This is a genomic window from Flammeovirga kamogawensis (genome assembly GCF_018736065.1).
Taxonomy (GTDB): domain Bacteria; phylum Bacteroidota; class Bacteroidia; order Cytophagales; family Flammeovirgaceae; genus Flammeovirga; species Flammeovirga kamogawensis.
Genome location: NZ_CP076128.1, coordinates 3,302,744 through 3,328,915, shown reverse-complemented (window position 1 = coordinate 3,328,915; position 26,172 = coordinate 3,302,744). Strand labels below are relative to the sequence as shown.

15 protein-coding genes are annotated in these 26,172 nt (G+C 33.1%); 7 read left to right on the top strand and 8 right to left on the bottom strand.

Features of this window, described 5'->3' with window-relative positions; all coding sequences use genetic code 11:
- Positions 1 to 199: 199 nt before the first annotated feature.
- Positions 200 to 2,446, bottom strand: a complete 2,247-nt coding sequence (locus KM029_RS13245) for a S46 family peptidase (protein WP_144073719.1) — start codon at positions 2,444 to 2,446, stop codon at positions 200 to 202.
- A gap of 202 nt (positions 2,447 to 2,648) precedes the next feature.
- On the opposite strand from KM029_RS13245, the gene KM029_RS13240 reads away from it, so the two are divergent.
- A complete protein-coding gene (locus tag KM029_RS13240; protein ID WP_158631055.1) occupies positions 2,649 to 4,283 on the top strand; it encodes a tetratricopeptide repeat protein in 1,635 nt (544 codons plus the stop codon).
- Positions 4,284 to 4,466: 183 nt separating this feature from the next.
- Here the strand turns inward: KM029_RS13240 and KM029_RS13235 are convergent, their stop codons facing one another.
- The 4 genes from KM029_RS13235 to rpsO form a co-directional block, all read right to left on the bottom strand.
- Entirely contained in the window at positions 4,467 to 7,838 is a 3,372-nt protein-coding gene (locus KM029_RS13235; protein WP_144073717.1) for an Ig-like domain-containing protein, read from the bottom strand.
- Between the two features lie 698 nt (positions 7,839 to 8,536).
- Positions 8,537 to 9,400, bottom strand: a complete 864-nt coding sequence (locus KM029_RS13230; protein ID WP_044207596.1) for a sigma-70 family RNA polymerase sigma factor — start codon at positions 9,398 to 9,400, stop codon at positions 8,537 to 8,539.
- A gap of 214 nt (positions 9,401 to 9,614) precedes the next feature.
- On the bottom strand, positions 9,615 to 11,891 hold the full coding sequence (gene pnp / locus KM029_RS13225) for a polyribonucleotide nucleotidyltransferase (RefSeq protein ID WP_144073716.1): 2,277 nt from the start codon (positions 11,889 to 11,891) through the stop codon (positions 9,615 to 9,617).
- Between the two features lie 254 nt (positions 11,892 to 12,145).
- Positions 12,146 to 12,421: a 30S ribosomal protein S15 gene (rpsO, locus tag KM029_RS13220; protein ID WP_144073715.1), complete on the bottom strand. Its 276-nt coding sequence runs from the start codon at positions 12,419 to 12,421 to the stop codon at positions 12,146 to 12,148.
- A gap of 253 nt (positions 12,422 to 12,674) precedes the next feature.
- Here rpsO and KM029_RS13215 point away from each other — a divergent pair, with 253 nt between their 5' ends.
- Entirely contained in the window at positions 12,675 to 14,084 is a 1,410-nt protein-coding gene (locus KM029_RS13215) for a methyltransferase RsmF C-terminal domain-like protein (RefSeq protein WP_144073714.1), read from the top strand.
- A 429-nt stretch (positions 14,085 to 14,513) separates the two neighbouring features.
- Here KM029_RS13215 and nhaC read toward each other — a convergent pair whose 3' ends face one another.
- From nhaC to dxs, 3 genes are all read right to left on the bottom strand, one after another.
- Complete coding sequence (gene nhaC / locus KM029_RS13210) at positions 14,514 to 15,953, bottom strand: Na+/H+ antiporter NhaC (protein ID WP_144073713.1); 1,440 nt, start codon at positions 15,951 to 15,953, stop codon at positions 14,514 to 14,516.
- Between the two features lie 160 nt (positions 15,954 to 16,113).
- Entirely contained in the window at positions 16,114 to 17,844 is a 1,731-nt protein-coding gene (locus tag KM029_RS13205) for a GAF domain-containing protein (RefSeq protein WP_158631054.1), read from the bottom strand.
- Between the two features lie 210 nt (positions 17,845 to 18,054).
- On the bottom strand, positions 18,055 to 19,995 hold the full coding sequence (dxs, locus tag KM029_RS13200; protein WP_144073711.1) for a 1-deoxy-D-xylulose-5-phosphate synthase: 1,941 nt from the start codon (positions 19,993 to 19,995) through the stop codon (positions 18,055 to 18,057).
- 365 nt (positions 19,996 to 20,360) lie between these two features.
- Between dxs and leuC the strand changes: the two genes are divergently transcribed.
- The 5 genes from leuC (at position 20,361) to KM029_RS13175 (ending at position 26,050) form a co-directional block, all read left to right on the top strand.
- Positions 20,361 to 21,761, top strand: coding sequence for a 3-isopropylmalate dehydratase large subunit (gene leuC, locus KM029_RS13195; protein ID WP_144073710.1), 1,401 nt, complete (start codon positions 20,361 to 20,363; stop codon positions 21,759 to 21,761).
- 20 nt (positions 21,762 to 21,781) lie between these two features.
- On the top strand, positions 21,782 to 22,378 hold the full coding sequence (gene leuD, locus KM029_RS13190; RefSeq protein WP_184679478.1) for a 3-isopropylmalate dehydratase small subunit: 597 nt from the start codon (positions 21,782 to 21,784) through the stop codon (positions 22,376 to 22,378).
- 12 nt (positions 22,379 to 22,390) lie between these two features.
- Positions 22,391 to 23,479 (top strand): 3-isopropylmalate dehydrogenase, encoded by a 1,089-nt coding sequence (leuB, locus tag KM029_RS13185; protein ID WP_144073708.1) that lies wholly within the window; start codon positions 22,391 to 22,393, stop codon positions 23,477 to 23,479.
- A 222-nt stretch (positions 23,480 to 23,701) separates the two neighbouring features.
- A complete protein-coding gene (locus KM029_RS13180) occupies positions 23,702 to 24,136 on the top strand; it encodes a hypothetical protein (protein ID WP_144073707.1) in 435 nt (144 codons plus the stop codon).
- Between the two features lie 231 nt (positions 24,137 to 24,367).
- The gene (locus KM029_RS13175) at positions 24,368 to 26,050 is read left to right on the top strand and encodes a tetratricopeptide repeat protein (protein ID WP_144073706.1); all 1,683 of its coding nucleotides are present in this window, start codon (positions 24,368 to 24,370) and stop codon (positions 26,048 to 26,050) included.
- Positions 26,051 to 26,172: the final 122 nt, after the last annotated feature.

Sequence of the window (26,172 nt, the reverse complement as noted above, 5' to 3'; positions counted from 1 at the left end):
TAATGAATTTATTAATACAAAAATCGGTAAGAGAAGAATCATATAATTGTATATTTTAAACATCTTGATAATAGGAGGATTGATTATCAATCAAATACTATTTTTTAAAAAAAAGCTTTAGCTATAAAATAAAAAAAGCATCGAGCTTTCACCCGATGCTTTTTATAGAAATATATTTCACTTATGATATTGCTATCAATTAATACTTTTTAGGCATTAATGTCTCATAAGGTTTTCCTTTTGGCTTTTTACCATCAACAATTGTCATTTCATTAACTATGTTTCCGGCACCATACACCTTGTCAATAATCCAAAGTACATAACGTACATCTACATTAATACAACGTTGTAAATCTGGCTCAAAAGAAATATCACCACTCATTGCTTCCCAGTTTCCGTCAAATGCTAAACCGATTAATTCGCCATTACCATTAATTACAGGAGAACCTGAATTACCACCAGTGATATCATTATTGGTAATAAAAGCGATACGTAATTCACCATTCTGATCTGCATATCTACCAAAGTCTTTCTTTACTACACCATCTTTTACTGCTTTAGGCAGAACAAATTCATGGTTATTAGGATCTTCTTTCTCTAATAAACCTTTTGATGTAGTGTAATATGCATAGAACATTGCATCACCAGGAATATAATCGTTTACCTGTCCGTAAGTAAGACGCATAGTTGAGTTTGCATTTGGATAGAATGATTTTGTTGGGTTCATTTCACGAATACCCTTTACATACAATCTATTACCATCTGCCACTTTTAACTCTGCTTCTTGTTCAGATTGAGCAACACCCATATATGCTTGGAAGAACTCATTATGCAATTGTGTCAACATATCTGCTTCATACCCTTCCATTGTTGGAGCATTAATAAATGCTTCCATTCTATCTTTGTCTGTAAATACAGAAGTGGAATATGCCTTTTCAACATACGCTACATAATCTCCATCAAATTCTCTATCTATTAATTCATAGATAGCAGGAACAGGTAAGTTTTTATTTTCTGGACGAGATAATACTTCTTTATATTTCTTTAATAATACTACAGCTAATTCTTTATCTGTTGCATAATCATAGTTTTTAAAGAAACCTTCTGCTTGGCTTAATGCTGTTTCTTTTGCCGCTTTTAAAGATGCTTCTGATGTTTTTTCATCTGCTGCTTCTCCTACAAAACGTGCTGTTTTTCTTGCTTGCATAACAGCTTCCATTCGGAAACCACCTTGTGTTAAAAGAACCATTGCTACACGGCCATCTCTTTTGCCATCATAACCTTCTTTCAACATTTCTGTTACATCACCATATTCTTTCTTTCTTGTTGCATCAGAAGCTACCCATTTGTTAAAAGTACTTTCTTCTGCTTGTTTTTTCTCTATAACATGTTGGCGTTTTAAGCCCTTTGTCTGTCCAATAAAGTACTTCCAATAATTTGCTGTCGATGCATATTTAGAAGCGTATTGCAACCTTACTTTAGGATCTGCATCCATATGCTTTCTCCATGTTTTTAGAATAGCATCACGCATTTCTACAAATAGTGGATTAAATACTTCTATTTGTTGTTTAACACCTTCAGAAGTTAAATAACGATCTGTTGATCCTGGGTATCCCATAATCATAGCAAAATCATCTTTTTGAACACCTTCTATAGACACTGGTAAATGATGTTTAGGCTTGTAAGGAACATTATCTTCTGAATATTTTGAAGGTTTGTTTTCCTTATTTGCATATACTCTAAAAATAGAGAAATCACCTGTATGGCGAGGCCACATCCAGTTATCTGTATCACCACCAAATTTACCTACAGCTTCTGGAGGGTTACCTACCAAGCGAATATCATCAAAGCGCTCGTAAACAAACATGTAAAATTCATTTCCTTCAAAAAATGATTTTACCGATACTTCATAACTATCGTTGTTTAATTCTTTTTCTTTAGCTGCTTTAATTTCACCCATTACTGTTTGTGCTTTTTGAGCACGCTCTTCTCCAGTTAAACCGTCAAGTTCTTTGTTTACCTGAGCAGAGACATCATCCATACGTTGTAAAAAACGAACAAATAAACCATCAATTGGTTTTTCTTGATCATGGCTTTTAGCAAAAAAACCATCTGTTAAGTAATCATTTTCTACAGTACTAACAGATTGAATACCTCCGTATCCACAATGGTGGTTCGTAAAAATTAATCCTTGATCTGAAACAATTTCACCTGTACAAAAACCTCCAAAATGAACTATTGCATCTTTAAGAGAACTGTTATTTACAGAGTAAATTTCTTCTGCAGTAAGTTTTAATCCTTCCTTTTTCATATCCACGTAATTTAAACGCGATACAAACATAGGAAGCCACATTCCTTCATCTAATGGTTTAGCGACACCATGATCTGAGGCAAATACTTGCGATGATATAATCAATGCAAGAATAAATAATAGACTTTTTCTCATTTCACTAGTATATGGTTAGTAAATAAATCTTATAATTCTAATACAATTCTACCAAAAACATAGCACTTATCACATTAGGTCCAAGATTTGCATTGACTAATACTAAATTTATTCTACTCGATTAGGATAGATTAACTAAATAATACACAATTAGCATCTTAAAATGCTAAATCAAGTGCCAACAAAAAGCACATACTTTGTTATGACGAAATACAATCAATTACTCTTATCAAGTATAATTCTATTTTTATCCATAAATTTTAATTGTGGAGCACAGAATTTTACAACGTATTTTGCCGATGGTAAAGCTGCATACGATCAGCAAAATTTCAACAAAGCAATTCAATTTTTTCAAAAAGCAAGACTACAAGGAAAAGAAACAATTGGAGACACACACCCAGACTATATTTTAGATATAGAATACTTAGCTAAATCTTACCAAGGGTTAAAAGATTTAGGTAATGCTAATATCTATTATATGTCACTCGAAAAACTTTTGCAGAAATCAGGTAATACTGTTTCTAAAAAGATGGGGGATACTCAAGAAGTTATCGCTAGTAATAGTGTTATCATGAAAAATTATGCTCAGGCTGATGTTTATTTTCAAAAAACATTAAATACTAGAGAAAAAACAGAAGGTAAAGATTCTAAAGAGTACACATTATCATTACACAAATATTCTCAACTTTATCTAAAAGGCAGAAAGTATAAAGAAGCAGAAGGCATGTATAGACAGTTAGAACCTTTAGCTGAAAAGAACCTAAAAGGAACCGCAGATCAGGCTAAAATTTTAGCAGAACAGGCAGAAGTATACCTAGGATTAAAACGAGTTGATGAAGCTTCGATTCAATTAAGTATAAGTATAAGTGCTTATGAGAAAACAACAGCTCCAAAATCAAGTTATGTTCACCTATACCTACAAGAAGCTAGTTTGTTAGAAAAAGCTGGAAAAAGACAAGAGGCGATTACTGCTTACTATAAATATGTAGAAGTATTAGAATCGGCTTTTGGCATTAAAAATAAAAAATACACTGCTGAGGTTGAAAGGTTAGCCATTCATTTTGATGAGAAATTACATTCTCCAATGGATAGCTACAACATGATTAATAAGAAATTAGCAGCCAATATCGCTACCTATTCTGATAATAGTTTACAAGCTGCTGTTACCTATATTGAACTTGCTGAAATGGAAATTGAGCAAAACAAGATTCCTTTAGCAGAAGAACATACTGTTAAAGCAATGGAAATTTATGCTGAATTAGGAAAAGCTAATTCTCCTGATGGTATTGCAGCTTCTATTACACTTGCAAGAGTACATAGTATTCTTAAGAAAAATACTGAAGCAGAAGCAATGTATAAAAAAGCTATTGCTGATACCGAGAAATATTTATCTACGGAACATACTACATATGGTAAATCTCTAGATAGTTTAGCATTTTTCTTTATAGAGCATAAACGATTTGAAGAGGCCGAAAAAACTATAGAAAAAGGGTTAACTGCAAGACAAAAAAGTGTTGGTAAACAACATATTGACTATGGCAATTCTTTGTATAGTTTATCAAAATTATACACTGCCCAAGATAGCTTAGAGAAAGCCGAAAAAACTCTTATTAATGTAGCTAAAGTGAGAGAAGCCTATTATGGAGCTCTAACTGTTGAACATGCTACATGTATAAAAGAATTAGGTGATTTATATAAAGGAATGGGAGAGGAGCAACAAGTTAAAGCTCTAAAAACTTACCGTAGAGCTATCCATTTATTTGAAGGAATTGGATATAAAGAAAGTGCTATTGTTAAAGAAATTTACAATAGTATTGATGAAATAAATGCTCGATAAAATACTAGTTTTTTATAGGAGAGAGATGAAGGCAAAATGTTTTCATCTCTTTTTTTATGATTACACTTTAAGTAAAAAATCAGATTATAAGGAAAAGTAGACTTATACCTTCCGATACAAGTCTACTTTTTAGATTAACTAGAAATAAGATTTTGGCTAAATTAAGCTGTTTTTCTTATCAATTTATTTAATACTAATTTTCCTTCTAATAGTTACTCCTTCACCTATAATATTAATAATATAAATACCTGCACCCAATGTAGATACATCAATAACTGCTTTTGTAGTAGTTGATTTTACCTGTTCTGATGCTACTATCAATCCACTAATATTAAAGATCGAAACTTCATAATTACCATTAGGTAACCCTACAATATTTAGATTATCATTAGCAGGGATAGGGTACAATTTCACTTCCGTTTCTAATAAATTTGTAGTACTTAACACCCTTGCTGAAGATAATTCAGGAGTGAATATTACTTTATCCAAATTCCATTGCCACTCGTTTGTACCAGAAGCAGTTAATCTTAAAGTATGTATACCTGCTGATAAATTTATTGTTCCTCCAACAATAGACGAATAACTATCCCATTCCCCATTATTAGGGATGTCAACAATGTTTGAGTGACCATCAATTTCTAATGTAATTTGTGCATTATCTTGTGGTGTTGATACTATATATTCAATTGTATATAAACCGGATGTAGGTACAGTTACAGAGTATTCTGCCCAATCTTGTGTATTCACCCAATTAATATTTGTAGACGTAGCATTTACTCCATTTCCTGGCCCGCCCCAAGCTGCATCATTAGTTACACCTCCTGTTACTGTAAACAACTCTGCTTCTACAGTTATATTAGAAACTTCTTGATTTCCAATTACTGTAACGACTGCTTCTGCAACAAAATCTCCATCGTTTGTTAAAACAGAAATTGTAGTTACTCCTTCGCTTATAGCATTTATAACACCATTCGAAACTGTAGCAATAGTTGTATTACTAGAAGACCAAGTTACCGTTTTATCTGTTGCTGTACTTGGAGAAACTGTTGCGTTTAATGTATAATTTGACCCTATATTAACGGATATTACAGATTGATCAAGTGTTACATTCGAAACTGGAACTTCTTCTACATTAATTGTACTTAATGTAAAATAATCCATATTCCACTGCCAAGTATTTGTACCCGCTCCTTCTATTCTAATAGTATGTGTACCATTTAAAGTGATGGTTTGGTTTGATTTTAATGCAACAAATGTATTCCAATCACCATTATTTACTACAGCATCTATTCCAATTTCATTACCATCAACATAAAGTTTTATGGCCGCTCCAGTAACAGCAGTTCCAATAAAATATTCTATTTCGTAACTTCCATTTCCTGTTACATTATACTCTGCCCAATCACCTGTTTGATTATAATTTATAGCTGTTACTCCGTTAATATCATACACCTCAAAACCATCAAAAGGTCCTCCTGTAGTAATAAAATCTTCTGCTTCTATAAGAATATTATTCGATGGTATATCTACATTTAAACCTGTTACTAGTAACGTTGTCCCATCACCTCCATTAACACTCTCAATAGAGATTATAGAAGTACCTTCACCTTCAAAACAAACTTGTCCATTACTATCAACCCTTGCTACATCAAGGTTACTACTTGTAAATGTAACAGCTTGGTCAATTACAGCTCCATCACAAGTCTCTCCTAAAGTTTCTGTTGTTATTTGTATACAACTTCCTACTAATCCATTATCAATAGAAGAGGTAATATTAACTGTTGCAGGAGAAGGTACGCAAACTGATTCTTCTATTGTAACAGATGATGTAGCTGTAAAACCTCCGTCAATAGATCTAGCTGTAATAATTACAACGCCTTCCGCTATTCCAATAACTTTACCAGTAGAAGATACCGATGCTATTCCTACATCACTTGAGCTCCATATAACCGCTTTATTTGTAGCATCTGACGGTAAAACAACTGCATTTAAGCTTATTTCTTCGGATTCAGAAATAGTGACAACCTCTTGATCAACAGCAACACTAGTTACAAAAACTGTATCAATTTCTAGTGCCATTACTGTTACTGCCACATGGTCTGTTTGTCCACCATCTTGAGATACTACAGAAACTGTTGCAGTACCTTCTTTTAATGCTGCTATCAATCCATTTGCCCCAACAAAAGCAACAGATGGATCTGTTGATTCCCACAGTACTCTTTGATCTGTAGCATTTACTGGTGTAAAAGTTGGCGTTAAAATCACATCTTCGCCCACTGTCATATCTAATGATGATACAGGTAGAGAAATATCTACAACAGGGTTTGGAATTACATCTCCAACAACTTCTACTTTACAACTAGCCACAAAGCTTCCGTCTTGGGTAATTACATCTGCAGTTACAATACCGTTAGAAATCGCTCTAACAACTCCTTCTCCATTAACAGTGGCAATCATAGAGTTACTAGTTGTCCAAGAAACAGCTTGTTTTGTTGCATTTACTGGTAAAATAATATGATCTAAGTCGAATGTTTCTCCTGGTTGAAGTTCAATTTCTATTTCAGAAATAGTCACTTCTTCAACTGGTACAACACCTGTTTCTGGAATTACATTATACAACCTTACCCAATCTACGAGGTACGTATTTCTACCGTTAGCATCATCTAAATCTTCATCAGTTGGCCAAACATTCAATGCAGTAAGCCAATCTTGTTGCTCCATATTAATAATAATATGCTGTGGCTTGCTTAAACCTGTTTCTTCTGTATATCCAAATTTATCTAAAGCGTCAAATTCAGTATAATACGTTTCTACTTCTCCTTCTTCGTTTAAAAAAGAATGCTCATGGCTTTTCATTGTTCTTACCCATTTTCCATTTATATAGTATTCTACATGATGAGGGTTGATCCAATAAACACCAATTCTCAGCCAGTCATCGTGCCAAGAAGTTCTATCTTTCTCCCAGTACCAAGTACCTTTAACACCATGCTCATCTCTTGGTTGGTAATCTTGAAAAGGTTCTCTAATAAAAGTATGGTGACTTAAATGTATTCTTTGATCTAACCATCCTCCATCTTCTTGTACGTTGGGGTAAGATTCTAACATATCGAGTTCTTCTGTTTCGTCCTGGCTAATCATCCAGATATTAGCTGCCAACATACAACTAGGTTGTTTCACTTTGGCCTCCATAAACATTGGATAACTAAAAGATGCTTTAGAAGAAATACAGCCTGTATAAATAATATTCTGATTATCTTTTGCTGCATGAATCACTAAGTTTCCGCCTGTACTCCAAACGTGATCCTTATGGTAAGAAGTTGCTGACGGGCCAGAGAACCCATTGATATACAACTCATTCCACCTGCTATCAAACTCTTCACCTCTATTAGAGCTAGAAGATTCATAATTAAACCCGTCTGATACAGGGTCTAGTTCCCATTTCATTCCAGCAGGAAGAGTTGCAGGAATATCCACACCATCCCAATCATGTTGGGCATACGTATTAAGTGTTAAACAGCTTAAAACTGTAAACATTAATAATCTAAAATTAAACATAGTAGAAAAATTAGTTTAGGTGTTAATCATCAATTCAAAAATTGAATAATTAAGACATTTTCATTTCAAATTAAATAGGATAAAAAAATTACATAAGGCATTTACAACACCTTACGCTGTTATACTATGCAGTAAAAAAGTTTACTAACAATAGCAAAAAAATGAAGTCATGTCTGATAATAATCAAGTAATAATTTACTGTAATGCATAGTTTTATTTAGTTAAATATTCATTTCATTTAACTCAGTTACTGCTAGTTATAATTCTATTTATCAATAGGTTTAATTGGCAACTGAATAATTAAATATCATAGTAGATCTTAACATTCAAATAAAAACTCACTCGATCAAAACTAGACATGTTTCTAATAAACAAGAATAAAACTGTACATTTTTCAAATTTAAATAATTGAATATCAATAATTTAACTAATTTCAACTTATAGAATAAACTAGATTTTGTAAACCATTAGTTTTAAGGTGAATTTTTAGAGTTAATAATGAAAAGAGAATAATTTACTAGTAGATAAAGGTTATTTATTAGGTTTATTTTAAAAGTATCAACCAGGGTATTTAATCATTTCAACACCTGTTAAACATTCACTACTTGATGAAGAAGCAAAAAAGTAGACATAAAAAAACAGCACATCTCCATTTTAAAGATGCGCTGTTTTATTTTTTTGTTGAAATATATAAAGGATTAACCTAAATATGGTTTCAATGCTTTACTTCTTGAAGTATGACGAAGACGACGGATTGCTTTTTCTTTAATCTGACGTACACGTTCACGTGTTAAATTGAATTTTTCTCCAATTTCTTCCAATGTCATTGAGTGCTCACCGTTCAATCCGAAGTATAGTGTTATAACATCTGCCTCACGTTTTGTTAACGTAGAAAGGGCACGTTGTACTTCTTTACGTAGTGAATCATTCATCAATTCTGTATCAGGCTTTTCCTCCATGTCATTTTCTAACACGTCGTAAAGGTTATTTTCTTCACCTTGTACGAAAGGAGCATCCATTGATACATGACGACCAGAAATTTTCATAGTGTCAACAACTTCATTAGTTGTTACATCTAAAACTTCTGCCAATTCATCTGGAGATGGCTCACGTTCATAACGTTGTTCCAATTCAGAGAAAGTTTTTGAAATTTTATTCAAAGAACCTACTCTGTTCAATGGTAAACGTACAATACGTGATTGCTCTGCTAATGCTTGAAGGATAGATTGTCTAATCCACCATACAGCATAAGAGATAAACTTAAAACCACGAGTTTCGTCGAAACGTTGGGCAGCTTTAATTAAACCCAAGTTACCTTCGTTAATCAAGTCACCTAAAGAAAGTCCCTGATTTTGATACTGCTTAGCTACAGAAACTACAAAACGCAAGTTCGCTTTCGTTAATTTCTCTAACGCAATTTGATCGCCCTCACGAATTTGTTTTGCAAGAGTTACTTCTTCATCAGGTGTTAGCAGGTCAACCTTACCAATTTCTTGTAAGTATTTGTCCAGCGATTGTGACTCCCTGTTCGTGATCTGTTTACTGATCTTGAGTTGTCTCATCCGTTCTTTTTTGCCATTGTTAAGATTTTATCATCAAACCGATATATAATATAACGTATTTAGACGACAAAACATTTATATCGAGGTGATTATAAACCGCAAAAAGCGTGCACATAGTAAACCACCTACATAATTGACTAAAAAAAGACATAAAAAGTTTAGTAAAACCTCAAAATATTTCTTAAGATTCTACTAAACTGTCTTTTTTTGATAATTATCTTCTGTTGTAACCTCCGCGGTCACCTCTGTCGCCACGATCTCTACGATCGCCACCACCACGGTAACCACCTCTATCACCACCACGGTCATTACGCTCTCTTCTCTCACGTGGAGGAGGAGGAGTAAAACCTTCAGGCATAGGTAATAATGCTTTACGCGATAATCTGAATTTTCCAGTTTTTGGATCAATCTCCAATAACTTTACATCTAGCTTATCACCAACATTAAGCACACCATCCATGCTTTCTGTACGTTCCCAAGAGATTTCAGAGATATGAAGTAAACCTTCTTTACCTGGCATAAACTCAACAAAAGCACCAAATGGCTGAATTGATTTTACAGTACCAGGATAAGTTTCTCCTACTTCTGCTTGAGCAACAATTGATTTAACACGACCAACAGCAGCGTCCATTGCAGTTTTATCAACAGCAAAGAAACTTACTTTACCTTGGTTTTCTACTTCTTCAATTACGATAGTAGCACCAGTGTCTTTTTGGATTTCTTGAATTACTTTACCACCTGGTCCGATTACAGCACCGATCATATCCTGAGCGATCATCATAACGAAACTACGTGGAGCATGAGGTTTCAAGTCATCTCTAGAAGTTGAAATCACTTCATCCATGATACCACGGATATGTGCTCTACCTCTATTAGCTTGCTCTAAAGCTTGCTTTAACACCTCATATGGAAGACCATCTACTTTGATATCCATTTGACATGCTGTAATACCTTTTTCAGTACCTGTTACTTTGAAGTCCATATCACCTAAGTGATCTTCATCGCCCAAGATATCTGATAAGATAGCATATTTCAATTCACCTGTTTCAGGATCATTTTCAGAAATCATACCCATAGCAATACCTGATACAGAACTTGTGATATTCACACCTGCATCCATTAATGCTAATGAACCTGCACAAACTGTTGCCATTGATGACGAACCATTTGATTCTAAGATATCTGAAACGATACGGATTGTGTAAGGATTTTCATTTTCTGGAGGAAGAACTCTTTGTAAAGCTCTATGCCCTAAGTTACCATGACCTACTTCTCTACGTCCAGGACCTCTGTTTGGTCTTACTTCACCAGTTGAGAAACCTGGAAAATTGTAGTGAAGAATGAATTTACTTGTACCAGAACCCATAGCACTATCCAACATTTGCTCGTCCATTTTAGTACCAAGCGTAACTGTTGTTAATGATTGAGTTTCACCACGAGTAAATAATGCAGAACCGTGTGCTGAAGGAAGTACATCTACTTCAGGAACGATTGGTCTTACTTGCTCTAAATCACGACCATCTAAACGGTTTTTCGTATTTAATACTAAATCACGAGAAGCTTTTTTCTCACATTTAGCAATATAACGTTTGATTAGAGGCATTTTTTCAGCAGTCTCCTCATCTTCAGGTAAAGCTTCTAAGTAAGCTTTCTTCACTTCCGTGAAAGCCGCCTTACGTTCAGTTTTACCTTTGATACCTTGAGATGCAACCGCATATAATTTATCATAAAGGGCAGTGAAAACTTCTTCTTTTAAAGCTTCATCTTCTACGTCACCTGTAAATTCTCTGAATCCAGTAACGCCTACTGCCTCTCTTAATTCTACCTGAATTGCACATTGAGTTTTGATAGCTTCATGACCTACTTTAATAGCTTCGATCATTTCATCTTCACCCACTTCTTGCATTTCACCTTCTACCATTGTGATGTTTTCAGCTGTTGCTCCGATCATTAGATCTAAAGTACAACCTTCCATCTGTGTTGGTGTAGGGTTAACGATATATTCACCGTTAGCATCCTTAATAACTCTAACTTCAGAGATAGGGCCATCAAAAGGAATGTCTGTAATTGATAATGCTGCAGAAGCTGCTAAAGCTACTAAAGCATCTGGTAATGCTTCTTGATCTGCAGAGATCATTGAAATCATGATTTGTGTATCATGATAATAATCTGAAGGGAATAATGGACGGATAGCACGGTCAACTAAACGAGAGATTAAGATCTCACGGTCACTTAAACGTCCTTCACGCTTTAAAAATCCACCAGGTATTTTACCTGCAGATGCAAATTTTTCTTGATAATCTACTGAAAGTGGCAAAAAGTCAGCACCTTCTCTTTTTTCTGGGTTAGAAACGACAGTTGCTAAAAGCATTGTATTTCCCATACGCAAAACGATCGACCCGTCTGCTTGTCTTGCCATTTTCCCTGTTTCTAAACTGATCTCACGACCATCAGGAAGGGCAACTGTTTTCTTAATCACGTTTTCAAACATCGTAATTGTGTTGTGTTTAATTCTTTTCTACATACAAAGCTGATATTTAAGGATCAGGTCCTATCAGCTATTAAAATTCGGCTAGTCCAAGCTAACTTTTTCCAACCCTAAAAATTAGTGATTTTTTATATATAAATCACTTTCTGCCACTTTTCTTTTCGAAATTACTCGATAAAAAAGTCAGTATATTATACGCAAAAAGGGAATTCCAAAAATATGGAATCCCCTGAGTGGTATCTTTATACCAGAAAATATTACTTTCTGATACCAAGTTCTTTGATAATCGCTCTGTAACGGTTGATATCTTTTTTAGCTAAATAGTCAAGCATAGAACGACGCTTACCTACTAGCTTCATCAAACCACGACGTGATGAGTGATCTTTTTTATTATCTTTTAAGTGCTCAGTTAAGTGTGAAATACGCTTAGTGAACAATGCAACTTGTGCTTCTGGTGATCCAGTATCTTTCTCACCATCTTTACTGTGTGCTGCAAAGATTTCTTTCTTGTACTCAGGGCTTAAATAATCCATAAAACCACAAATTAGTTTTGCGAAAAAACTTGAACTTCACGATAATAATTCCTTTTGACAGCGAGATCGCGTGTCGAAATTATCTACCCTCAATTCGTAGTTACTTCGAATGTTAAATAAAAATTTTCGGATGCAAAACTAAGGATCTTTTATAAAAAATCCGAATAATATTCAACATAACTATATTCATTAACTAAAAAACACAATATTCGTATTCTCATAGCATAGGTTTATCCATTAAAACATTAATAATATGTCGAATAGGGCTGAAAAATTACCAAAAAAATTCATTAGCAGATTAGAAGGTCAGCTTTCTGAAGAGGATATAATTGCTTTTAAAGAAGCTTTCGATGAGTTTGCCCCTGTATCTTACAGAACAAACCCTTTTAAACCTGCTGAAATTGATTTTTCAGATATTACACCTGTACCTTGGTGCGACGAGGCTCATTATATTGCTAAACGACCATCGTTTGCAAAAGACCCTTTAATTTTTGCAGGTGCCTATTATGTACAGGAAGCATCATCAATGTTTTTATGGCAAGCACTTAAACAACATGCTCCATTAGAAAAAGATATTAAAGTTTTAGATTTATGTGCTGCTCCTGGAGGGAAAAGTACTCTTATCAACTCATTAATTACACAAAAAAGTTTACTTGTAGCTAATGAAGTTATTGACAAAAGAGCTACTCCTCTAATTGACAATCTTGTACGTTGGGGTAACCCAAATACAATTGTAACAGCTAATTATTCTGATAGTTTTACACAATTAAGAGAGTATTTTGATGTAATTGTTGCAGACGCACCATGCTCTGGAGAAGGGATGTTTAGAAAAGATCCTAAAACAATAGATGCATGGTCACCTATGCTGATTAACTCTTGTAGAGATATACAAAAAGAAATTGTTGATTATATCCCTCAGTCTCTAAAAGCTGGAGGATTATTTATATATAGTACGTGTACATTCTCTCCTCAAGAAAACGAGGAGCGTTTAGAACAAATATTAGATTCAGAAGAGTTTGAACCTTTAGAGATTGAACTAGATCCAAGTTGGGGAATTACAAAAATAGAGGTAGAAAAGAATGGAATCAAAGCAACGGGTTACCGTTTCATTTTCCATAAAACAACAGGAGAAGGATTATTCTTAACTGCTTTCAGAAAAAAAGGTGAACCTTCAAGACATCAGAAATTCAGTGTTTCTCCTAAAAAGATGAAACAAGTTTTCATGTTAAGAAAAAGGGAATCTGAAGAAATGAGGAAATGGCTAGAGAATGGTAATGATTTTGACTTCTATGAGGAAGAAGATGAAATTTATGCAATTCCTAAAAACCTAGTTCAGGATTTCAAGATGTTATACGTAACTCAAACTGTAAGACATCAAGGAACTAAAATGGGGAGACTCAACAAAAAGAATAATCAATTGATTCCAGATCATGAACTTGCTGTTTCTAATATCATAGCTTCTTCAATCCCTAGCACAGATGTTGAATATAGAGATGCCATCGACTACTTGAAAAAACAAGATATGAGTATTAAGACTATTCAAGGTGTTAAAGGATGGGCACTTATTAAATTTAAAGGCTTAGTATTAGGGTGGGTTAAAGTACTACCAAATAGATTAAATAATTATTACCCAACTGAGCATAGGTTAGTAAAGAATGTTTAAAATTATAGTTTCTTTATAAACCACAAAAAGGGATACATAATGCATCCCTTTTTGTGGTTTATAGGAATGCTTAAAAAACAGAAACCTATAAAAACAAAAAAAGCTAGCTGAAGCAGCGAGCTCTTTCCTGTTAAACCTAATTTTATTAACCCATTATCAATCAAAAATTTTAAATATTTTTTAATCTTTAATGTCTTATCTGATGTAAATGTAATAAAAAGTTTATTAATACAAACACTTTCTAGGTAATTTTATTTACAATTATTAAATAAATCCCATTTTAAACCCTAAAATGGTGTTAAAATGTTAACACTAACATGTTTAATAATCAAAAAACGTGTCATTTTTAATAAAAAAAGAGTACATACTTATTCAGTACATACTCTTTCTATATATTCTAAAAAACCTTTTGAGTTTTCTTATCAGTTACTAATTATCAATTCTCTTGATTTTAATTTTTAATGCTGCAAATAACACTGTCATTACAGGACTAAGCAGGTTAAAAAAGCAATAAGGTAAATAAGCACCTGTCGCTACACCTAAAACTGTAGATTGTGCTACACCACATGTATTCCAAGGAACTAATACCGAAGTAACTGTTGCCGTATCTTCTAGTGTTCTACTTAAGTTTTCAGGAGCCAAGCCTTTTTCTTTAAATGCATTGGCATACATCTTACCAGGGACAACAATTGCTAAATACTGATCTGATGCTGTAACATTAAAGAAAATACAAGTTGAAGCAGCTGATGCAAATAAACCTGTTTCACTCGTCACCTTAGAAATTATTGTTTCTGTGATTTTGTGTAACATTCCACTTACTTCCATAGCACCGCCAAAAGCCATTGCTACTAGAATTAACCATATAGTATTTAACATTCCAACCATACCGCTTGATGATAGTAGCCCTGAAACAATTACATTTTCAGATTCAATAGAAACTCCTTCATACATAGATTTCATTAAAACCATATAAGAACTTTGCCACCCTTCATTCATTCCTGATGCAATTCTCTCTACAATTTGTGGTTGAAATACAATACCTACTATTGCTCCTGCTAAAGAACCAATTAATAACGCAGGTAATGCAGGTACTTTTTTAATTATTAATACTACAACTAAAGCTGGTACTAAAAATAATAAAGGTGAGATATTAAATGATGACTCTAATGCAACTAACACCTCTTGAACATCTGTTTGAGATACAGATGAATCATATCCAAAACCAATAATTAAAAATAAGATAGCGGCTATAACAAAAGAAGGTACTGTTGTATATAGCATATATCTGATATGTGTAAATAAATCTGTCCCTGCCACAGCAGGTGCTAAATTTGTTGTATCTGATAGAGGTGACATTTTATCACCAAAGTATGCACCACTAATTATTGCTCCTGCAACTAGTCCATCACTCATACCTAATGTTTTTCCAATACCAAGTAAGGCTAAACCAACAGTCGCTATTGTTGACCAAGAACTACCTGTAGCTACTGAAACAATAGCACAGATTATTATTGTTGCAAATAAAAATATTGATGGGTTTAATATTTTTAAACCATAATAAACCATTGCTGGTACTATTCCACCTAATAACCAAGTACCTGCAAGGGCACCTATTAATAGTAAAATTAATATTGATGGCATTGCTGCACCAATACTATTTACTATTCCATCCATTAAAGTATCCCATGTTACATTTAATCTAAAAATAGCAACACAACCAACAACGGCTGTAGATAACATTAAAACAACTTGATTTGATCCCGAGAGGCCGTCGTCTTTAAACACTAAAACATTTATAGTGAGCATGACGAGTAAAAATAGAATTGGTATAATAGATTCTAAAAACGTAGGTTTTCTGTGTTCATTCATAGTTACAAAGTTGTTGAGGCAACGCCTTATTTAATCCTGTTTATATTTGTTGATGGTAAAACTAAGAAAAAGGGCTGTGATTCCTACCCTTTACCATAGAGAGAATCAAAGCCCTTAAGTATTAATTGTATAACTAATGTTAGAGAATATTAAAATTATCTTAATTTTTTTCTATCTCATAAATCTCCTTCTCTAATTCACTAATTCGCTGTTTTTGAGCATCTAACTGATTTTTCATTTGAATAACAACTCTAGATGTATCCATATCTGAGATGCTTGATGCTATAACTTCTGATAACTTTAACAAGAAATCAATCTTATACTCATCAAATTTATTAAACGATGAAATTTCTAAAATTCCATACATTTTATCACTATACATTAGCGGTAATATGACAAGGCTTTTAGGTTTAGCTCCCCCCATTCCAGAAGTAATATTGATATAATCATTTGGTACATCTTCAATGTAAACCATTTGTTGTTCTTTATATACTTGCCCTAAAAGACCACTTTCTATATCATAGTGTTTAGACTCGTATCGCTTCTTATCATAAGCATACATTGCCATTACTTGCAACACTTGTTGCTGCTTTTTATTTTCTTGAACTAAAATAAAAGTTCCCTGACTGGCTCCAATATATTCTATTATTTTTCTTAATAAATTATCAAACCATTCCTCTTCGTCTTCCATTTTAACTCGTAGAAGCTGGTTAAAATCAGCCATACCTTGAGTTGCCCAATTTCTGCGGTATTCTTCTTCTTGAACATCTCTAAACTTATTACGCATCTGAAGTAAATCATTTGCTAGAGGAGTATTTTCAAATTGTTTCTGATAATTAACATCAACATTACCATCAGTAACTTTTTTAGAAAAATCATTGGCAGCACTAAATTGCTCATCTACTTCAAATATTTTTGATGAAATCTCTTTAACTTCATCAAAAACACCATCAGATTCTTCTTTCAATTTATCTAACTTCTGACCGGATGATAGAGCGGATGATATTTTAAATAAAAAGTTAAAACGCTTATTTAACATTCGAGTGAATCTAAAAATAAACCAACCCAAAATTACAGATTGCAAAAAGAAGATAAATAAAAATGTAGCAACCATCCATTTTACATAAGTAGCATTATTAGAAAGTACATTTTCAGAAAGACTTAAAAGACGCAAATTGATCTGACCTTGTAAATCTGAAACTTGTTTCATCAATCCAGAATTTTGCCCTCTTCCAATGGACTTCATTAAATCAACTACTTTATGCATACCAAATTGATAAGCTGCTAAACTAGCTCTCAACTTTCTTACATCTTGTTCTGAAAAAGATGAATTTCTTTGAAGTTGATAGATTTTAACAATATGCTTCTCAAAATTCTCTACACTTTCATCAAATGACCTAATGTATTTTGATTCTCCTCTTAATAAGAAATCTTTTTCATTTCTTCTCATTGTTAAGAGTAAACCTAAGTTATAATCAAATTCAGTTGCTTCAATTTTATGTATTTTAGAACGCATATTTCCTATCATTCCCCAGTCTTTAAAACCGAGATCAAGATACTTACGCATTAAAAAATCTTGTTGTGCTTTTAATTGCTCTAGATCAGCTCTTAAAAACTCCATTTCTTTTGCTCTAGGATCATCCAATTCATCCATTTGCTTTCTTACTTCTTCTACAGCAATTAAAGAAGAATCTAAAAGATTTATAGAACGAACTGTATTTGTACTTTTTCTGTTCTTATAAAATTCTGATGTGATTAAATCCTCTAATAAAAAGTTTTTATAATATATTTCTGACTCTGTATAGAGTGAAGAGCATTGTTTAAATTTTTCAGTTAGTTCACTAGTTTCTGTTAAAGATTTGGCTGTAAGGTATACAGTTCCTAATGTCATTAACAATAGGGTTGTATTTATTACAAACAATACAATGAGTCGAAAACGGAAGGTCTTACGAAAGATCATAATTAATTTATCTCTAAGTAAACGGACTCTTAAATTTCAGTCAAAAAAAATAAGGACTGCTAAAAGCCTTGCTTTTAAAACAGTCCTTACTTCAAAAATATTGCCTCAATCCCTAGTTTTATCAAAAACAAGGAGATTTTTCTATTTACTCTTCACTAAAACTTTGCTTTTAGACTTCACATTAGATGATAATTTTAAAACAGCTTCTAAAATACCATCATGATCAAAACCTGCTTCTTTTTGCAGCTCAATTTGTTCACCTTGTTCAATAATTGTATCAGGTATACCAAGACGTACAATTTGTTTATTAGTAAAACCATTGTCCATCATCCATTCAAGAATGGCGCTACCAAAGCCACCCATAATTGCACCATCTTCTATAGTAACAACCTTATCAAATTTTGTAAAAACTTCTTGAAGCATCTCTTCATCAATAGGTTTTACAAAACGCATGTCGTAATGGGCAGGATTTACACCCTCAGCTTGGAAACGATCTGACAGTTGAACAACGTAATTACCAATATGTCCAAAAGTTAAAACAGCTACTTCCTCGCCATCTTTAATTTTACGGCCTTTACCTACTTGCATTTCTTCCATCGGCACTTTCCATTCTGGCATTACACCCTGTCCTCTTGGATATCTTATAGAGAAAGGAGAAGTTCTATGATTTACAGCTGTAAGCATCATGTGTCTTAACTCTGCTTCATTCATAGGTGCTGCAACCACTAAGTTTGGAATACAACGCATGAATGGAATATCATACGCTCCGTGATGAGTCGCTCCGTCTGCTCCTGCAAAACCAGCTCTGTCTAAACAGAAAATCACTGGTAGGTTTTGAATACAAACATCATGAACAACTTGATCATATGCGCGTTGCATAAACGAAGAATAGATATTACAGAATGGAATCATTCCTTCTGCTGCTAAACCTGCTGCAAAAGTTACAGCGTGTTGTTCGGCGATACCTACATCTATAGCACGATCAGGCATTTCTTTCATCATTATATTTAATGAACAACCCGATGGCATTGCAGGCGTAATACCCATTATTTTTTCGTTTTCACGTGCCATTTCTAAAATGGTCTCACCAAAAACCGTTTGATATTTCGGAGCTTGAGGAGTAGTGAAAACTTTCTTCTTAATCTCTCCTGTTAATTTATCAAACTTACCTGGTGCATGCCATTTAGTTTGATCTTTTTCTGCAAGAGCGTAGCCTTTACCTTTTACAGTAACAGCATGAAGAATTTTTGGTCCTGGAATTTTTTTCAAATCTTCCATTACATGAACCAAATGATTTATATCGTGACCATCTACAGGTCCAAAGTAGCGTAAACCTAAAGCTTCAAATAAATTGCTTTGTTCTAATAAAGCAGATTTTAAAGCATTTTCTGCTGCAGATACAGCTTGTTGGGCATGTGGTCCTATCTTTTTGACTTTACCCAACATGTTCCACACTTCGTCTTTTATTTTATTATAAAAAGGAGAAGTAGTTATATCTGTTAAATAATCTTTTAATGCCCCCTGATTAGGATCAATTGCCATTCTATTATCATTTAAAATAATTAGAATGTTTGCATCTGATGCTCCTGCATGGTTCATTGCTTCAAAAGCCATTCCTGCAGTCATAGAACCATCTCCAATAACAGCTATATGTTGGCGGTCATCTCCTTTTTCTTTAGAAGCTATTGCCATTCCTAATGCTGCAGAGATTGATGTAGATGAATGCCCAACACCAAAAGTATCGTATTCACTCTCGTCTCTTTTAGGAAAGCCAGATAAACCACCGTACTGTCTATTAGTATGAAATTGATCTCGTCGTCCAGTAAGTATTTTATGATTGTAAGCCTGATGACCTACATCCCATACAATTCTATCATAGGGAGTATTGTATACATAATGCATGGCTACAGATAATTCTGTAACACCTAAGCTTGCTCCAAAGTGTCCTCCATAAATAGATACATTATCTATAATATATTGACGTAACTCCTCACATACTTGATATAATTTATCAAGAGGTAATTTTCTCAAATCCGAAGGATTATCGATTTTTGCAAGAAGTTCACCCGGTTGAATTAGCATAACTTTTTTATTTAAATAAACACCTTGTAATAGTTCTGAAATCGTAATTATATTTCAGAACGAATTTTTTAAAATTACATAGGTAGTTAAATTTGATACTGTAAATCTTTTACAGTTAATATAATAACCAACATTTTCTGAATGTAAAACATACTAATATTAGTAATTGTTTTCAGAATTTGATGATTACGGAAATTGAGACAAAAATAATACAAAGATTTTCTCACTCAGCAATAAGGTGCGAAAATAGTTCTAAATTTCCACTTAATTCTTATACATTCTTGTGAAATTATATATTTGGCAGTGTATAATACAACTGTTTAGAAGATTTTTTAGAGAAAGAATAGATTTAAAACAATAGATACATGAGCAACAACAAACCAAGAACACTGTTCGACAAAGTGTGGGACAATCACGTTGTACAAAGAAAAGAAGGATTTCCAGATGTTTTATACATCGACACACATTTCATTCACGAAGTAACTAGCCCACAAGCTTTTAACGGTCTCCGTGCAAGAGGAATCCAACTCGCTCGTGTAGATCAGACTTGGGGTACTGCAGATCATAATGTACCAACAAAAGATCAGCATTTACCAATTAAAGAGGCTTTATCTAGACACCAAGTAGAAACACTTACAAAAAACTGTGATGAATTTGGTGTAAAACTCTATGGTTTAGGACATCCTTTTCAAGGTATTGTTCACGTAATAGGACCAGAGTTAGGAGTTACTCAACCTGGTAAAACTATTGTTTGTGGAGATAGTCATACATCTACACATGGTGCATTCGGTTCTATTGCTTTTGGAATCGGAACAAGTCAAGTAGAACAAGTAATGTCTACGCAATGTACTCTTCAAAACAAGCCTAAAGCGATGAGAATCGTAGTAAACGGTGAGCTACAAGAAGGTGTTACTGCTAAAGATATTGTATTATATATTATTGCACAGCTTTCTGCTTCTGGTGGAACAGGTTATTTTATTGAGTTTGCTGGTTCGGCAATCGAATCACTTTCTATGGAAGGTAGAATGACTGTTTGTAACATGAGTATTGAAATGGGTGCAAGAGGAGGAATAATAGCTCCAGACCAAACTACATTTGATTATGTAGAAGGTAGAGAGTTTGCTCCTAAAGGTGAAGCATGGAATGAAGCATTAGCATACTGGAAATCTTTACCAACAGATGAAGGTGCAACTTTTGATGCTGAATTTGTATATGACGCTGCTGATATTGCTCCAATGTTAACTTACGGTACAAACCCAGGAATGGGCATTGGTGTTGATATCGCTGTTCCAGCTCCTGCAAGTGAGTCGGATAAAAAAGCCTTGGATTATATGGGTCTTGAAGCTGGTGAATCATTAATTGGTAAACCGATTGACTATGTATTTATTGGTAGCTGTACAAACGCTCGTATAGAAGATTTAAGAGCTGTAGCAGAGTTTGTTAAAGGTAAAAAGAAAGCAGACGGTGTAAACGTTTGGATTGTACCTGGTTCTAAACAAGTTGAAAAACAAGCAATAGCAGAGGGTTTAGATAAAGCTTTTGCTGCTGCAGGATTTGAATTACGTGAACCTGGTTGTTCTGCATGTTTAGGTATGAACGAAGATAAGGTTCCTGCTGGCATGTACTGTATTTCTACTTCAAACAGAAACTTTGAAGGTCGTCAAGGACCTGGTGCTAGAACATTACTAGCTTCTCCACTTACTGCTGCTGCTGCTGCTGTAAATGGTCATATTGTTGATGTGAGAGAAGAATTAGCTACTGTTTAATCAAAAGAGACTTTATCAAAATGAAATATATAAAATCAACTTGCGTTCCATTAAATATTGAGAACGTAGATACAGATCAAATTATTCCAGCTCGTTTCTTAAAGGCCACTACTAAAGATGGCTTCGGGGATAACCTTTTTAGAGACTGGAGATACGATAAACAAGATCAGCCTATTGCTGATTTCGTATTAAACCAAGACACTTATAAAGGTGAAGTATTGGTTGCTGGAAAGAATTTTGGTTGCGGTTCTTCACGTGAACATGCTGCATGGTCTATTGATGATTACGGGTTTAAAATCGTAGTATCAAGCTTCTTTGCAGATATATTTAAAGGAAACGCATTAAACAATGGTTTACTTCCTTTAGTTGTTTCTGAAGAATTTTTAGCAGAGCTTTTTGCTGATATTGAAGCTGATCCTTCAACATCTTTAGAAGTAGATTTAGAAACACAAACTGCTTGGATTTCTGGTAAAGAAGATAACAAACAGTCTTTTGAAATTGATGACTACAAGAAAATGTGTTTAATCAATGGGTATGACGATATTGACTACCTTTTGAGCTTAAAAGACAAAATTTCTGAGTACGAACAAAACAGAGTCTACTCTTTCAATTGCTAACAACAAAATATCATGAATAAGAAAATAACAGTTCTTGCAGGTGACGGTATCGGTTTAGAAGTTACTGGCATCACACAAAATATATTAGAAATTATTGGAGAGCGTTTCGGACATAAATTCGAATTTTCTCCAGCATTAATCGGTCACTCAGCAATTGAAGCTACAGGCGCACCTTGTCCTCAAGCAACAATTGATGCTTGTAATGCATCTGATGCAGTTTTACTTGGTGCTGTTGGTATGCCGATGTATGACAATAACCCTAATTTAAAAGTACGTCCTGAGCAAGGTTTACTTAAAATCCGTAAGGAGTTAGGCTTATTCTCTAACATTCGTCCTATCAAACTTTTTGATGAATTATTATATACTTCATCTATCAAACCTGAAATTCTTCAAGGTTCTGACATCATTTTCTTCCGTGAATTAACAGGTGGTATCTACTTCGGTACTCCTCGTGAGCGCAACGAAGATGGTACTGAAGCAATTGACACTTTACGTTACTCTAAAATGGAAGTAGAACGTATTGCTCGTCAAGCTTTCGAATCAGCAATGACACGTCGTAAGAAATTATGCTCTGTTGATAAAGCTAACGTACTAGAATCTTCTCGTTTATGGAGAGAAACTGTACAAGAAATGACTGCAGAATTTCCAGAAGTAGAAGTAACACACATGTTCATTGACAATGCTGCAATGCAATTGATCCGTGATCCTAAGCAATTCGACGTAATTGTAACTGGAAACATGTTTGGTGATATCCTTACGGATGAAGCTTCTCAAATTGCAGGTTCTATGGGGATGTTACCATCTGCATCAGTAGGTAATACTATTGGTTTGTATGAGCCTATTCATGGTTCTGCTCCAGATATTGCAGGTAAAGGAATTGCAAATCCTATCGCTTCTGTTCTTTCTGGTGCTTTATTATTAGATATCTCTTTTGGATTAAAAGAAGAAAGCGATGCTATCATCGGTGCAGTAGATCAATTCTTAAAAGAAGGCTACAGAACTTTAGATATTGTGTCTGAAGATACTGCTGAGGATAAGCGTATGAATACTGAACAAACAGGTAAGAAATTAGCCGAGTTACTGTCTGCAGTAACAGCTTAATTTTTATAGCTCAATATATAAAACTGATAGTGGTGAATAACTGCTATCAGTTTTTTTTATGCTTATAAACTTAGTCTATGATTTAAACAGATAAGTTCATATTATTAGAGAACTTATTAAAATATCCTTTTTAGGTAAAAAATGATCTTTTTTCGGGAAAGTAAAGGGCGCTTTACTCGTTTTAATAGCTATAAAAAAACAATAATTTATAAAACTATAAAAATGAGAAATTTACTATCTAACCTATTATTATTTTTTACAATTATAAGTTTTGCTTCATGTAATTCTAATGATATAGTAGAACCTAATTTTCCAACACAAGATGCAATAGACTACCATTATTATATTACTACATCAGGTCGAACTGAAAACAAACAACTTGTTAATGTATATAATACTGAAAAGTCAGAAAAATTAGAAGATTTAAAATTATTTTCTATTGGGGAGAATCAACTTATAAGTGTCTATTTACAAGACGGAAATAAAATTGATATTACTACTGAAACAGAAGGAGGTAATTTATATGACATTATTTATGCATATGGTATTTCAATTGAAGATTTAGGTTATCATGTAAAAAGATATTTTGACAAAAATGATGATGCTATTTTCTTAAAAACCTCTATAAAAGTTGTTCATGAAATTATAACTGACTAGTTATCATAAGGAATTAGTCTTTAACCTTCACAAGTTTCAATTTAAATACAACGTCTTTTTAAATAGGCATTGTGCTTAAATTGAAATTTTTTCTTTTTCAAAGTTCATCTACACAATGTTAACACCTATCTTTCGTTAAATATCACATTACCAGAACCAATCGAATTTTATTATTACTTAATTTTACTACCTTATTAACAACCAGTTCTGGATTTATTTAAGCTTAAGACGTTGAAATCATTAAAAACGAGTTTTACTACACTCATTTTATTTGCAATTACATCTACTATACATTTTGCCAATACTACCGATAGTTTAAAACAGAAACTATCAAAAACTTTCAATCCTGTAGAAAGGGGTGAACTAATGTATGAGTTAGGAAATCATTTTCTGCGTGTAGATATGAATAGAGCATTAGATTATGCACAAGATGGAATCATGCTCTTTAAAGAAAATAAAGACCTTAAATTATTAGGTCAGTTATATCATCTAAAAGGAAATATTCTTCTATTAAAAGGGCAAACTTTAAAAGCTAGAAGTGCTTATTTTGAAGCGATACAGTCTTTCCGTAAAACACATAATAGAGAATTAGAAGTAAGGTCTTTAACAAATCTATGTCAAGTATATCAAATAGAGAAAAATTACGATAAAGCTCTTATTGAATATGATAAAGCAATTGAACATGTGAAAGATCTTTCTATTGATGTACAAGAAGAATTGTTACCTCATTTATTATTAAATAAAGGTACACTCTATGATGCAATCAATGAACCTGAAAACGCTATTCATCTTTTTAATGAAGTTATTCGAATGTGTACTTCGGAAAGTCAGCTAATTATGAAAGGAAAAGCGTTACATAATTTGTCAAATCAATATGCAAATCAAAAACGTTATATAGATGCTCAAGAGGTTCTTAACGCATCTTATAAAATTAAACAAACATTAGGTGATACAAGGGGAGAAATAAACTCATTATTGGCTTTTGCTCACATCGCATCTCAGCAAGGGTTTATTCATAAAGCTGAAACATTTTATATTACTGCCCTTCATAAAGGAGAAACATTAAAATCTCCTGTGGATATTAAAAATGTATATAAAAACCTTTATCTTTTATTTGAAGATATTGATACTAAAAAGGCTTTTTATTATTTCAAAAAGTTTAAAAAGGTCTCAGATGATTTATTAAAACAAGAATACAAGAAAAGTATTACTGATTTAGAAGAAGACCAACAAGAAACATTGGAAAACATAAAATTAGTACGTGATAAAGAAGAACAGAAAAAAATAACATGGCTATTGTCATGTATTTTTATTGGTATTATTCTCTTTATTTTAATGATCTTAAGAGTACAAAGACTAAAAACAATTAATGCAAAACAGAACGAGGAAAAAGCTACTATCGCAAAAGAGCTTGCTATTGTTGAACATCAATTTACACAAGAACAAAATAATGCTTTAAAAAATCAGGTAGAATTTAAGGATAAAGAGCTTACTACTAATATTATGCACTTGATGCAACAAAACGAGCTTATCAATAAAGTATCTGAAGATTTATTACAAATTGATACTTCGTTAGATGCTTCAAACAAAAAGAAAATTAGAGGTATTGTTTACAATTTACAAAATGCCAACCAAGGAGAAGTTTGGAAAGAACTAGAATATAGATTTGAACAGGTTCACTCTGCGTTTTTTGAAAATCTTAATAAAAAGCACCCTACATTATCTCCTAACGAAAAGAAGTTATGTGCCTATTTAAAATTAAATTTAAGTACTAAAGATATTTCAAACATAACTCATCAGAGTGTAAAATCTATCCAGATAGCTCGTTATAGATTACGTAAGAAATTAGAAATTACAAACACCGATATAGATTTCCAGACTTTCTTTGATAGTATTACTTATGAAGAATTTTAATTACAAATTTCATATTAAAACAATATTAAATAAATAATAATTATAAATATTTAATGATTTTATTTAAATATAACTAATGAAAATTGGGAATAAGTAGATTAACAATATAAATTTATTGTCAT